Raw genomic sequence first — 12,375 nt, 5'->3', positions numbered from 1 at the left:
TCTTCTTTTTTTTCCTTAAACAGCTATAATAAATGAAAGAATATAGACAACAAGGAGATGCCAGATGAAACCTAACAAATTCTATGCAACAGCTATCTTAGCAACATGTCTCTTGACCGCAACGATTTCAACCTCACAAGCCGAAGCCCCGTCCCCAGGCACAACCGACCCTGTAATCACTAAAAGCTACTTCGAACTAAACACCTTAAGCGAAGCAAAGGTGAAAGAAATTGTTGCAACTGCGATCGCAGGGAGCAACGGAGGCACGGGCACTATTCCAGTGGCGGCAACGAGTATGAAGGTTGTCCAATTGCAAAATGGACAAACTTTATACGCCGGAGCTGGTGCGGAATTTATCGTGCGAACCGGCAGGGTACTAGCGGTGAGCAACGATGAAAACGGCATCCCGGATGTAACGGGAGGCAAAGATCTCGCAGCGGGGATGGAAGTCGCGCTGAATCATCTTTTGATTTTCCCAACAGAGGGCCGTGGAATTAAGCCTTCTCCTAAGAATGATACGTCCATCTATGTGATGGTACGTGGGGCTTTTTTAATTTTGAATGCAGACGGTAGTAAGGTTGCGCAATAAATGTTTACTCCATAATTTTACCCAATCTGACAACTTCTTATCCGTGTTACCTTTATGATTCTAGCCATACTAATTCATGTACCCAGATGACATGGTTGCTACTTAACACGTGCATGATCACAACTTATACTCTGAGGAGGCGTTTGGTTATGGCAAGAAGTAAAGTGGTTCCGGAATCGAAAAAGGCATTGGACATTCTGAAGTATGAAATTGCTGCAGAATTAGGCTTGCCCGTAGGTAAGCATATGTCGTCTCTAAATGCGGATACGGAGTTTGCGTCAGAATTAGGCTCAATTCAAGCTTCATCTATGAAAAAAGAATCCTGGGGACATATCACATCCAGAGATAACGGGGCCGTTGGCGGCCGGATTACGCAGCGTCTCATTCAGAGAGCGGAAGAGACCTTATTTACCCTGTAATCATTCCCTAATATGCATATGGAAAAAAGAAAGAGGCCGGCAATTGCTAGCCTCTTTTATTCATAGTAGTTATTAATCGATAGCTGATTTAAAACCTAGTATCGCTTTACCCAGTTCCTCTGTCCCGGCAGCATTTTCAGGAAGAGCTTTATCTGATTTTTTTGCATTAGCTACAACCATTTGCAGCAATCTTTCGGTTAGCAACTCGTCTGCGTTATTATGAGCAGTGAATATGACTTCCATATTAAGCTCTGGAATAAGATAAATTCGTTGAGCCCCAGAACCAGCTGCATAATAGGTGTTTAGAGATATTTTTTTGCCGTTATCTTCATACTCAACTGGTTTTAGCCACCAAAAGTATCCGTAACCGCCTTGCGTTTTATCAAAGTAAGTGAAACTTGTTTGTGTAGAAAGGGATTCTTTGATCCAATTTGTAGGAATGACTTGCTGGTTTTCCCACTTGCCTTCGTTTAGATATAAATACCCGATTTTAGCCATGTCTCTAGGGGTTAAATGGAGTGAATAGGCTCCGTTTTGAATCCCCTTGTTATCTGTGGACCAACTCGTGTTAGTAATACCTAATGGAGCAAATAGCTTTTCTTTTGCATAATCGTAAGCAGTTTGTCCGACTTCACTTTGAAAGACAGCTGATAAAACATGTGGATTTCCATTACTGTACTCGAATTGTTGAGATTTTTTGGCGTCAACGGGTTGGTCTATCACGTACTTAACCCAATCTTCCGATTCTGTCATAGCGGTAGTTGAGTTTTCGTTTGTATTATCCCATTTCAAACCTGGTGTCATGGATAGGAAGTCTCTGATGGTTATGTCTTTCTTTTGCTTGTCATTTTTCATCTCAGGGTAAGGCAGGTAATCAGCAACTTTGGCATCCACGTCAGGCATTTTCTTCTCATTAATGGCTATGCCAATTAGGGCTGATAGTACACTCTTGGTTACAGAAAATACGTCATGGTTTTTATCGGCAGAATATGCGCTGTTATAACCTTCAGCCACCAGGTAGCCGTTACGGACTACGAGCATACTATCTACTTTTTTGCCTTCTAAATTGTTGTATACCTCTGCTAATAGCTTGGAATCCATCCCTTGTTGTTCAGGTGAAGAAGTCTTCCAGCCTGCTGTTGGCCAGTAATCAGGTTCTTTTAGACTTTCTTGTATTTTGCTAACGGCTTGAGAGGAATAGCCTTTTTCATTTTCTTTTTGTTGCCCACATGCAGTAACTACAAATAGCAGTAGTATAGCCGCGGTAATGGTATGAACCATTTTCATTGACATCTTCATGTTAACTTTCACGATCTCCTTTAGAGTAATTTCATATAGTTTACCAATTTATGTAACGGATAACTTACTTATAGAGTATAGATGCCAACTGTGAAAAAACCGTGAAGAGAACCTTAAGGCTTTCTTAAAGTGATTTAACAAATATAAATTGACAACAGACGACAAATGAAGTAGGATGATTTATTGAAGGTCAATATTCAATGGAACCTTTTCCTATAGGGAAAGGGTCATTTTAATGTTGTCTTTATTCATGATTTATATATTTACCTAGTGCGGAATTCGAAGATCTTGTCAGCGCATGAGCGCAAAAGAGGGATTCCGTTTGGCGTGAAAAGCTGACGCTAAAGCCGGGCCCAATTTTTTTATTATAGAGGCATCGAGTAGAAGCTTTTCAAGCATACTAAATGATAATGTAGGAGGATGAATAATATGGCTCAAGTACGTGGACGTCGTTTATTTACATCCGAATCCGTAACAGAAGGTCATCCTGATAAAATTTGTGACCAAATTTCTGACTCGGTATTGGATGCATTTCTAGCTAATGACCCGAATGCTCGTGTAGCATGTGAGGTTTCTGTAGCAACAGGTTTAGTTTTGGTAATTGGTGAAATCACTTCGAAGTCTGAATATGTAGATATTCAAGCGATCGCAAGACAAACAATTAAGGAAATTGGTTACACGCGCGCGAAATACGGTTTTGACTCCCAAACATGTGCGGTTCTTGTTTCTTTGAATGAGCAATCCCCTGATATTGCACAAGGTGTAGACAGAGCCCTTGAAGCAAGAGAAGGTAACATGTCTGATGAAGAAATCGAAGCAATTGGTGCTGGTGACCAAGGTTTGATGTTCGGGTTTGCGGTTAATGAGACGCCTGAACTTATGCCTCTTCCGATCTCCATTTCTCACCAATTGGCTCGTCGTTTGACTGAAGTTCGTAAGAATGGCACTCTTCCATACCTGCGTCCAGATGGTAAAACGCAAGTAACCGTTGAGTACATCGACGACAAACCAGTTCGTGTTGATGCAATTGTTGTATCCACACAGCATGATGAGAATACAACTTTGGAGCAAATCCAAAAAGATATTAAAGAGCACGTTATTCTTCCAATCGTTCCAGCACACTTGCTGGATGAGAAAACAAACTATTTCATCAACCCAACAGGTCGATTCGTAATCGGTGGACCTCAAGGGGATGCTGGTTTGACTGGTCGTAAAATTATCGTTGATACGTACGGCGGTTATGCTCGTCATGGCGGCGGCGCGTTCTCCGGTAAGGATCCGACAAAAGTTGACCGTTCCGGTGCATACGCGGCGCGTTACGTTGCTAAAAACATCGTAGCAGCGGGTCTTGCTGAGAAATGTGAAGTTCAATTGGCTTACGCCATTGGTGTTGCTCGTCCAGTGTCCATTGCTGTGGATACGTTTGGCACGGCTAAAGTAAGTGAAGAGAAACTTGTTGAGCTCATTCACTCCAACTTTGACCTTCGCCCAGCGGGTATCATTAAAGAGCTTGATCTTCGCCGTCCGATTTACCGTCAAACTGCAGCTTACGGCCACTTTGGTCGTAACGATCTAGATGTTCCTTGGGAGCGTACAGATAAAGCAGAAACGTTGAAAGCACAAGCGTTAGAGCTTAAGCATTAGCATATAAATGAGGCCGTCCTTAGGGGCGGCTTTTTGTTCGTCAATAAATTTACAATAGTAAATATTTAATTTATATTTGCGAAACATCGTGTTAATATCTGTATATGTCATCTGGTGCTATTACATAGAGAATTATGTTATGATGATGATAGGATTATTTCTGCTTTTTAAACGAAGGGAGCGCGGCGGAATGGATAATGAATTAAAAGAAGCACTTACCACGGTAATTAAGGCAGAAATATCGCCGGTAATAGAGTGGTTAGGTGTGATAGACTCTAGATTAGATCGACTAGAATTTGAACAATCACAAATCAAACAAGCCGTTCTAGAAACTAATGAAATCGTGAAACGATTGGAGAATGTTCAAGAACAACAACACAGAATTATTGAACTTCTCTCAGCGCGTTCCATTGAACAAGAAGCTAAACTTAAAAAGATTATATAAGATCATATAAGCATCTCAAGCAGAGAGCAAACCCCGCCGGGGTGTGCTCTTTTTAGTTTTTTTACCATTTTTACTGACATATGAATACAACATGGGGATTATCGTAACTTTTTCCATAGTTTAAGAGTCTATATAGTTATCGCATAAATGATAGATACTAGACTTAGATGAAAAAGAGGAGTGGAACAGCAACGTGAAGGTACAGAGGCAAGTAGGAGTAGCTGCACTGACTTGCGCTATGGTGTGGCAGTTGGTGTCGGGAATAACAGTGAGCGCGGCGGGCACGAAGTTGACGCTGAGTTCGCAGGAGACGATTACATCGGGCGCAATAATGAAGAATTATTTATGGACAACAACACGAAGTAATAAGGAAGTCTCGGTGAACGCTAATGTGATCGAGGTTGATCTTACAAACCCGAACGTGAAGATAGACGCAATGGCAGGAACGAATAACCAGTTCACGAAGAATCAGAGCGTACTCGGAATGGTGAAGGATACAGGCGCTGTGGCTGGGGTAAATGGCGACTTTTACAATACACAGGCTGAGGGTGTACCAGAGGGTGCGCAAATCACGAATGGCCAGGTAATGGCGACACCAGCGAAGATTTCGGGGTTATACTCTTTTGCTATTACGAAGACGAATCAGCCGATTATTGATATTTTTGATTTTCAGGGTACGGTTACGGCTAAAGATGGCACTTCATTCGAGCTTGGCGGCGTGAACAAAACGTTTTACTGGGACGATAACGATGTTCCGTTGATAGCGGATGGTCTTTTCCTCTATACGAGTGCTTGGGCGATGACACAGCGCGCTGTGGATGGCACACACGTTCCGACGGAGGCGCTCATTCAGAACGATATCGTCAAAGAGATTCAAGTTGATACGAATGTGAAAATGGTTGCTCCTGAAGATGGGTATATCCTAAGAGGGTCCGGATTAGCCAGAGAGTTTATCGTAAAGCATCTGAAGGTTGGCGATAAAATTACGACGAAATATGACATGGTTCCACACGATGCGTCCAAGACATATGATTGGAAAAACTTCAAAATGCTCATAGGCGGCAGCACGTTGCTGGTGGATGAGGCGAAGCCGAGCTATTTTACAAGAAATATTAATGATTTTAGCGGATATAGTCCAGTTTCACGTACGGCTGTGGGTTACTCTAAGGATCTGAAGAAGGCTTATATTATAACGGCTGATCGCAGCGGTGCTAGTGCTGGTATGACGCTCCCAGAGTTGCAGCAATTCATGATTGATGCAGGTGTCTGGAGAGGCATGGTTCTCGATGGCGGCGGTTCAACGCAGATGGTGTCTAGGTCACTAGGTGAAGTGGATCCGAAGCTCGTTAACAAAACACAGTATGGCAATCAACGTGCGGTTGCAAATGGATTGGGTGTCTATTCTACGGCGCCGAAGGGTGAGTTGAAAGGTCTTATTTTAAAAGGGCAATCCTTATTATTCGTGAATGAATCCAGCACTTATCAATTTAAAGCTTATGATGATTATTATAATCCGATTGCAACAACGGGCATTGTTCCACAATGGAGCAGTACAATTGCCAATGGCTCGTTTAAAGATAATGTTTATACACCAACTATGCCTGGGAAAACACAGATTGTAGCTAAATCCGGCAAAGGAACTGCGGCTATAGATGTCGAAGTTGTCGGACGTGACCAGATTGCGTCGATGGCTTTTAGCTCAGGGTCATTCTCACTGACAGAGGGTGGCGATTTCAAGCTTCCGATTACCGTAACAACGCGGAGTGGAGCAACAAGAGAATTACCCGCGGCATCAGCCACATGGGAGCTCAGTGGGGTCAAAGGGACGATCACGGGCGGTGTTTTGCATGTCGATAGTACGGCTGGAGCACAAACCGCACAGGTCATAGCACGATACGATGGATACAGCACAATGGTCACACTGCCAGTTGGACAGGAGAAGGTGTGGTACGATCTAGATAAGTTTGCCGTAATGACAACGGGGGATAAATATCCGGCTGAGGTCGTTTCTACGGTCAACATTGCACAGAACAACGGGAATAAGAACTTAGAAATCGCTTATGATTTCTCAAAGGGACTAGGAACGAAAGCAGCCTATGCGAAATTCAATAGTGGGAACGGCGCGCCGATTGAGGGTGAGCCAGAATTTATAACAGCTAAAATCTTGGGCGATGGCAGCTTCAATTGGGTTCGTGCAGAAGTAATGGATGCTGACGGCAAATCGAATCTTGTCAGTTTTACAGAAAATATGAATTGGACGGGCTGGCGTAAGGTGACGGCCGATGTGTCCGATCTGAAGGCTCCCCTTGTTATTAAAAGCATTTATGTAGCAAATCCCGCTAACGGGCAGGATGAAAGAGCCGCTAAAGGGAAAATTAATATTGATGATATTTCATTCATTTATAAAGGACAGTTGCCAGCACTACCGAAGAATACAGTGAAATTGACCGTTAATAAAAAACAAGCAACTTTAAATAACAAGCCGATGACGTTAGAGCAAGCACCGACAATAGTGAAGGACAATACGTTGGTTCCAATCCGTTTCGTGACAGAGGCATTAGGCGGAAATGTGAAGTGGGATGACAAAGAACGTAAGGTGACTGTGATTCGTGGTGATAAACTAATTGACCTTTGGATTGATCAAGCAGATCTGCTTGTAAACGGCGCGCGTATCACGGCAGAAGTGTCGCCAGTGATCATGAATAATGTGACTATGGTCCCATTACGGATGATTTCGGAGAGATTAGGCTTCAAAGTAGGCTGGGATCCCCAAAATTACGGAATTTCTATTGAATAAATAGTACTAGAAGTACACGGCAAACGGGAAGAACTATGCTACAATATGGGGTAGACAACTTACTACTATATGGTTTTATTAAAAAGGAGCTCGTTTCATGTGCAACCAGACGCTATAGACCAGGTCATAACCAACGCCATTAACGTCATGGAAAGCAGCAAGTATCAATTATTTGAGATTGCTGAGTCATCACGCTTAGAGAAAGAGTCGCTTACTCGAGAGTTGAATGACATTAAGCATGAGACGGGTGTCACGATTGATCTCGTGGATATGTTAGAAAAAGAATACAAGAGGTCGCGGATCCGGCTTACGGAAGTTAGTCGTGATTTCAACAAGTATCGTGAAGAAGATATCAAGATTGCTTATGAAGCCGCTATCGCTTTTCAATTACAGCTAACGGTGGCGCGGGAAAAAGAGAATAATCTCAAAGTCCGCCGCCATGACCTGCAGGTCCGCATGAAAAATGTGGACAAGCAGGTAGAACGCGCCGAGACTATAGTCTCGCAGATGAACGTCGCACTGGAATACTTATCAGGCGATCTCAATCAGTTAACACGTATAATCGAGTCTGCTAAAAATCGACAACTTCTGGGGCTTAAAATTATTTTGGCACAGGAGGAAGAACGCAAACGAATCGCACGAGAAATTCATGATGGCATGGCCCAAACCTTAGCGAACGTCGTGCTTCGGACTGAAATTGCCCATCGCATGCTCGTCAAGGAAGATATTTCTGCGGTGAAGGATGAGCTAATCGATTTAAAAGGGCAAGTCAGAAACGGCCTTGAGGAAGTTCGGAAGATTATCTTCAATCTCCGCCCAATGGCGCTTGATGATTTAGGGATTGTGCCTACATTACGGAAATATGTGCAGGATTTCGAAGATAAATATCGAATCCACACACAATTCAACTTGGTGGGAAAAGAGACACGCATTCCGTCCGGGCTAGAAATTGCGATATTCCGATTGGTGCAGGAAGCTTTATCGAATGTAAACAAACATGCCAAAGCAACCTTCGTATCTGTTGAACTCACATTAGAACCAGATCAAGTACAGATCTACGTTGTAGATAATGGAATTGGCTTTGATGTGCCGCTAACAGAACTAAGAATAGCCAAAGGGAATAACTTTGGTCTACTCGGAATGCGAGAGCGTGTGGAGCTGCTAGAAGGTACGATGGTTCTGGAGTCCGCAAAAGATTCAGGAACAAAAATTACGATGCTCATCCCTATTGGCGGCGTTGGAGAGAACAAGGAGGATAATCAGAATGGACAACACGGGGAGTCATAAACGCAATGTGCATATTGTCATTGCAGACGATCATCAGCTTTTTCGTGAAGGTGTAAAACGAATTATTAATATGGAAGATGACATGGAAGTTATCGGTGAGTGTGGCGATGGCATCCAAGTCATTGAGCTATGTAATCAAATCACGCCTGACATTGTGCTCATGGACATTAATATGCCCCTTGAGAACGGTGTTATTGCAACAGAACGTCTTAAATTGATCTTTCCAGATATTAAAGTCATCATTCTTTCTATCCATGATGATGAGAGCTATGTATTTGAGACACTGCGTAAAGGGGCTTCAGGTTACTTGTTGAAGGATATGGAAGCAGAGTCGCTGATTAATGCGATTCGTTCTGTTGTTGCAGGACATGCCTACATTCACCCTAAAGTAACAGGTAAGCTCATTAATCAACTTAGACGTATGACGTATCTGGATGACGCTGGTGTGGTAGGAACAGGCACTGGAGTGAAGGATTCCGCTCTGAAATACATACATAATGCGAACAGCCCGTTGACTAAAAGGGAAGCAGAAGTGCTTCGTCTTATGGCCGAAGGTAAGAGCAATAAGCTGATTGGCGAGTTCCTGTATATCAGTGAGAAAACGGTAAAAAACCACGTGAGTAGTATTCTTCAAAAAATGGAAGTCGATGACCGTACACAAGCGGTAATTATTGCAATCAAAAATGGCTGGGTAACGCTGTAATTCACGCTATTCCCATTCCGCACTAGGAGGAACCCCCCTTTACTCTGCCGCATACACTGCAGGTAAGGGAGGGACCCGCTATGTGGATTGGATTGCTTTGTATCTTCGGTTGTTATGGCTTGAGCATTGTCGTGCTGCATCTCTTATTGGGTTCTCGTAAGAGGACTAGGAAGATGAAGAAACCGGCTACTATTTTACTCGTTACCAAAAATAATCAAAATCAGATTGAGTGGGTTATTCGCTCGTTATTTTTCTTTTCACGTGTAAAAGGCAACCAGGTCAAGGCGACGATAATTGATGAGGGTTCGTCCGACGATACTAGAGAGATCATTGAGCGTTTATCCCAAACATATGCGCTGGAGCTGCGTGTTCAGTCAGATTATGATGCTGTTGATCGTTTTCTGAGTCAGCATGAGGAAGATCCTGTTGTACTTGTTCATCTCAGTAATAGAGAGGATCTCGTCAAAGTTCCTGTTATCTAATAGTAAACGCTTTCAAATATGCAAGCTATGAAGAGAGTATGGTGAGGAATGAAGGTTCAGATCTATGCTGTTCGCAAAGAAAATGTATGGGAATGGAGATTTACGGTTCACGCCCAGACAGATATCCAATATTGGTTCGAGCATTACGCAGCCGACGCCGGCCTCGTAGTGTTCGAACCTTTTATTTCTTTAGGGCAGGGAATACGCCTCGTTGAGGGGCTAAGTAAGAGGCCAGTTTTAGCTGGTAGCAAGGGTAGTGAGAGACATTTACTTGCGATGGTTAAGCGAGAGGCTGCGGCGATTGGCATCACGAATGTGGACGCAATGCGATCGGATAGCGTGGATTTCGAAGTATGGCGAGGCGGTAGGGATGTTCAAGACGTTAGGTTGCTTGCAGGCATATACATGCGTTTCGCTGAAGCTTGCCGAGGGCGTTCCTTGCTGATTGATGAGCTTCAGCAGCTGATAGCAGCGTCTGGTGCAGAGTTGGCAGGCTTGGAGGCTTCGTGGCCGGCCTATCTACAACTTGCTCATCTTAACGGTGATGTGATGCTCACAAACGGCTTGGACATTCGTGAACGGCGTGATTGGCGACGGGGGTTCAGAAAGGTTGCGAACTACCGATGTAAACGCTGTGGCAGCGGTAATGAGCGAATGTTCTGGTCGCCCTGCGTGCATTGTGGACAAGATTGCCCCTATTGTGAAGAGTGCCTCACGATGAGGAGAGTTCGCTCCTGCTCATTGCTCGTGCATGGGGGCACGGGAGACATGAACGCTGAGAGGTATGGCGTTGAAGATTTACAAGCCTACATAGAGCCCTGGGGGCTCAGTGATGCTCAAACCAAAGCTTCCCTGGAGGGGCTGAGCTACATCCAGGGGAGGAAAGCTAGTGGCCCAGGCAAGTTCCTCATCTGGGCCGTTACTGGGGCCGGGAAGACGGAGATGATCTTCCCGTTTATTCACTACACCGCCGCCCGGGGCGGGCGTGTCCTCATTGCGACACCACGCAAAGACGTGGTGCTAGAGCTACAGCCGCGCATCCAGCGGGCGTTCGCCAACTACAGCGTGGTTACGCTGTATGGAGGAAGCGAGCAGCGCTGGGAGCAAGGGCAAATCACCATCGCAACAACACATCAGTTGTTGCGCTTCTATCAAGCTTTTGACCTCGTCATCATCGATGAAATCGATGCCTTCCCGTACCACAACAACCCGATGCTCAGCTATGCTGCTGAGCAAGTATGCAAGCCCAGCGGGACGAACATCCTGCTATCGGCGACACCTCCTGTTCTAATCAGGCGAGCCGCAGAGCGCGGGCGCCTACCGCATGTACGCGTACCCGTACGCTTTCATAAACATCCCCTGCCCATCCCGCAGTTAATTATGACCCCTACCTTAAGAAAGTCCATCGCTGCACTAACGATTCCGCCATCCATACAATCCCGTTTAGAAGTGTCCATTGAACGTGGTGCGCAAGTTTTTGTTTTTGTTCCGAATATTCAGCTCGTGGAGCCGATGGTAGAGCTATTGAGGCTTAGGTTGCAAGGAAACAAGGCGGCCATTCGTGTGGAGGGCACCTCCTCCAAAGACGAGTCGCGCACCGAGAAGGTACAGCTTTTCCGCAGTCGGGAGATCCGTGTGCTCGTCACGACGACTATCCTTGAACGCGGAGTAACTGTGCCCCAGTCGGATGTTTTCATTTTAGATGCAGATTCAAAATTGTTTGATGAAGCAGCACTCGTCCAAATGGCGGGCCGTGCAGGAAGATCGAAGGATGACCCGCATGGGAAAGTGTATTTTGCTGCCGCAGAAATATCGAAATCTCAAAAGGAAGCCGTTCGGCAGATCCGTATGATGAATCGTATAGCTCGTAAACAAGGATTTCTACAAGGAGGAGTTTCATGAGTTGGTGGTGGAGGCGTGTGAGCGAGGAGGTTTTTTCGCTGTTAAGTGCTCAGAGAGAAGAATGTTTGTTATGCAAACAAATAACCAGCCTGAAAGCGGGCGAGCTGGGGCTTTGTCACACGTGCTACCTACGTATTCCATGGATTCGCAAGGTCATTTGTACTTCCTGTGGACGAGGGGAATACTGTCCTGATTGTCGCCGGAAGCCGCATACCTATTTCTCGAGAAGTCGAAGTGCCGTCAGATACGATGAATCGATGAAAGAGCTGCTGGCCAGGTACAAATACCGAGGGGATGAACGATTAAAGGCAGTTCTCGGGCATATGCTTGTGCACTCTTTTCGGTTGCTGCAAGCAGAGAGGGGGGCATCGCAGGGTGAAGTGCGAGAGTTCATCACATACGTACCTGTTAGTGAACGTCGTATGCAAGAGCGTGGATTCAATCAAGCGGAGCAAATGGCTGTGGAATTAGGTCGGCACGTGGGCCTTCCGGTCGTACGTTTGCTGAATCGTGCAAAGCATACCGATAAGCAAAGTTTTAAAAAGCGGAGTGAGAGGATTGATGATCTTGCGCATGTTTTTGAAGTTGATGTTGTGGGTCTGCGTGAAATAGGTACACAAAATGAATCTGTTATCATTTACATCGTGGACGATGTGTACACCACGGGGAGCACGATGAATCAATGTGCTATGACAGTTAAGGAGAATATGTCGATTCCTGTCGAAATTTTCGGACTCACATGGGCGAGGTAGTAGCAGTTTAGTCTTATTTTTACAAAAATAAGGATAGGCAAAAGCTGTCGAATTGC

The 12,375-nt window shown here is 44.8% G+C and carries 12 protein-coding genes; 11 read left to right on the top strand and 1 reads right to left on the bottom strand.

Annotation, left to right across the window (positions count from 1 at the left end; all coding sequences use genetic code 11):
* Window positions 1-64 precede the first annotated feature (64 nt).
* Window positions 65-589, top strand: a complete 525-nt coding sequence (locus AC58UX_RS27790) for a hypothetical protein (protein WP_497258809.1) — start codon at window positions 65-67, stop codon at window positions 587-589.
* Window positions 590-738: 149 nt separating this feature from the next.
* Window positions 739-1,008: an alpha/beta-type small acid-soluble spore protein gene (locus AC58UX_RS27785; RefSeq protein ID WP_497258807.1), complete on the top strand. Its 270-nt coding sequence runs from the start codon at window positions 739-741 to the stop codon at window positions 1,006-1,008.
* A gap of 72 nt (window positions 1,009-1,080) precedes the next feature.
* On the opposite strand, the gene AC58UX_RS27780 is transcribed toward AC58UX_RS27785, so the two are convergent.
* On the bottom strand, window positions 1,081-2,301 hold the full coding sequence (locus tag AC58UX_RS27780; protein WP_497258805.1) for a serine hydrolase domain-containing protein: 1,221 nt from the start codon (window positions 2,299-2,301) through the stop codon (window positions 1,081-1,083).
* Window positions 2,302-2,736: 435 nt separating this feature from the next.
* Between AC58UX_RS27780 and metK the strand changes: the two genes are divergently transcribed.
* The 9 genes from metK (at window position 2,737) to AC58UX_RS27735 (ending at window position 12,319) form a co-directional block, all read left to right on the top strand.
* Window positions 2,737-3,951, top strand: coding sequence for a methionine adenosyltransferase (metK, locus tag AC58UX_RS27775; RefSeq protein WP_057312820.1), 1,215 nt, complete (start codon window positions 2,737-2,739; stop codon window positions 3,949-3,951).
* Between the two features lie 190 nt (window positions 3,952-4,141).
* Window positions 4,142-4,396 carry a hypothetical protein gene (locus AC58UX_RS27770; RefSeq protein WP_497258803.1) on the top strand — a complete coding sequence of 85 codons (255 nt, stop codon included), beginning with the start codon at window positions 4,142-4,144 and terminating at the stop codon, window positions 4,394-4,396.
* Between the two features lie 231 nt (window positions 4,397-4,627).
* Window positions 4,628-4,762, top strand: a complete 135-nt coding sequence (locus AC58UX_RS27765) for a hypothetical protein (protein WP_497258801.1) — start codon at window positions 4,628-4,630, stop codon at window positions 4,760-4,762.
* Complete coding sequence (locus AC58UX_RS27760; protein ID WP_497258799.1) at window positions 4,728-7,193, top strand: stalk domain-containing protein; 2,466 nt, start codon at window positions 4,728-4,730, stop codon at window positions 7,191-7,193. The genes AC58UX_RS27765 and AC58UX_RS27760 overlap by 35 nt, the downstream gene beginning before the upstream one ends.
* A gap of 99 nt (window positions 7,194-7,292) precedes the next feature.
* Window positions 7,293-8,480, top strand: a complete 1,188-nt coding sequence (locus AC58UX_RS27755) for a sensor histidine kinase (RefSeq protein WP_497258797.1) — start codon at window positions 7,293-7,295, stop codon at window positions 8,478-8,480.
* Complete coding sequence (locus tag AC58UX_RS27750; protein ID WP_497258795.1) at window positions 8,458-9,183, top strand: response regulator; 726 nt, start codon at window positions 8,458-8,460, stop codon at window positions 9,181-9,183. The genes AC58UX_RS27755 and AC58UX_RS27750 overlap by 23 nt, the downstream gene beginning before the upstream one ends.
* Before the next feature lie 80 nt (window positions 9,184-9,263).
* Window positions 9,264-9,665, top strand: coding sequence for a hypothetical protein (locus AC58UX_RS27745; RefSeq protein WP_497258793.1), 402 nt, complete (start codon window positions 9,264-9,266; stop codon window positions 9,663-9,665).
* Window positions 9,666-9,713: 48 nt separating this feature from the next.
* A complete protein-coding gene (locus AC58UX_RS27740; RefSeq protein WP_497258791.1) occupies window positions 9,714-11,567 on the top strand; it encodes an ATP-dependent helicase ComFA in 1,854 nt (617 codons plus the stop codon).
* Complete coding sequence (locus AC58UX_RS27735; RefSeq protein ID WP_497258789.1) at window positions 11,564-12,319, top strand: ComFC family protein; 756 nt, start codon at window positions 11,564-11,566, stop codon at window positions 12,317-12,319. Before AC58UX_RS27740 ends, AC58UX_RS27735 begins: the two co-directional genes overlap by 4 nt.
* The last annotated feature ends 56 nt before the right edge of the window (window positions 12,320-12,375 follow it).

The sequence above is a fragment of the Paenibacillus sp. J22P90 genome (assembly GCF_059692195.1).
This window is presented reverse-complemented; position numbering and strand designations above follow the sequence as displayed.

Bases quoted from the DNA above. Each gene is read 5' to 3' on its own strand.
- AC58UX_RS27750 (WP_497258795.1), top strand. From the start codon at position 8,458: ATGGACAACACGGGGAGTCATAAACGCAATGTGCATATTGTCATTGCA.
- metK (WP_057312820.1), top strand. From the start codon at position 2,737: ATGGCTCAAGTACGTGGACGTCGTTTATTTACATCCGAATCCGTAACA.
- AC58UX_RS27780 (WP_497258805.1), bottom strand. From the start codon at position 2,301: ATGTCAATGAAAATGGTTCATACCATTACCGCGGCTATACTACTGCTA.
- AC58UX_RS27760 (WP_497258799.1), top strand. From the start codon at position 4,728: ATGAAGAATTATTTATGGACAACAACACGAAGTAATAAGGAAGTCTCG.
- AC58UX_RS27790 (WP_497258809.1), top strand. From the start codon at position 65: ATGAAACCTAACAAATTCTATGCAACAGCTATCTTAGCAACATGTCTC.
- AC58UX_RS27745 (WP_497258793.1), top strand. From the start codon at position 9,264: ATGTGGATTGGATTGCTTTGTATCTTCGGTTGTTATGGCTTGAGCATT.
- AC58UX_RS27785 (WP_497258807.1), top strand. From the start codon at position 739: ATGGCAAGAAGTAAAGTGGTTCCGGAATCGAAAAAGGCATTGGACATT.
- AC58UX_RS27770 (WP_497258803.1), top strand. From the start codon at position 4,142: ATGGATAATGAATTAAAAGAAGCACTTACCACGGTAATTAAGGCAGAA.
- AC58UX_RS27740 (WP_497258791.1), top strand. From the start codon at position 9,714: ATGAAGGTTCAGATCTATGCTGTTCGCAAAGAAAATGTATGGGAATGG.
- AC58UX_RS27735 (WP_497258789.1), top strand. From the start codon at position 11,564: ATGAGTTGGTGGTGGAGGCGTGTGAGCGAGGAGGTTTTTTCGCTGTTA.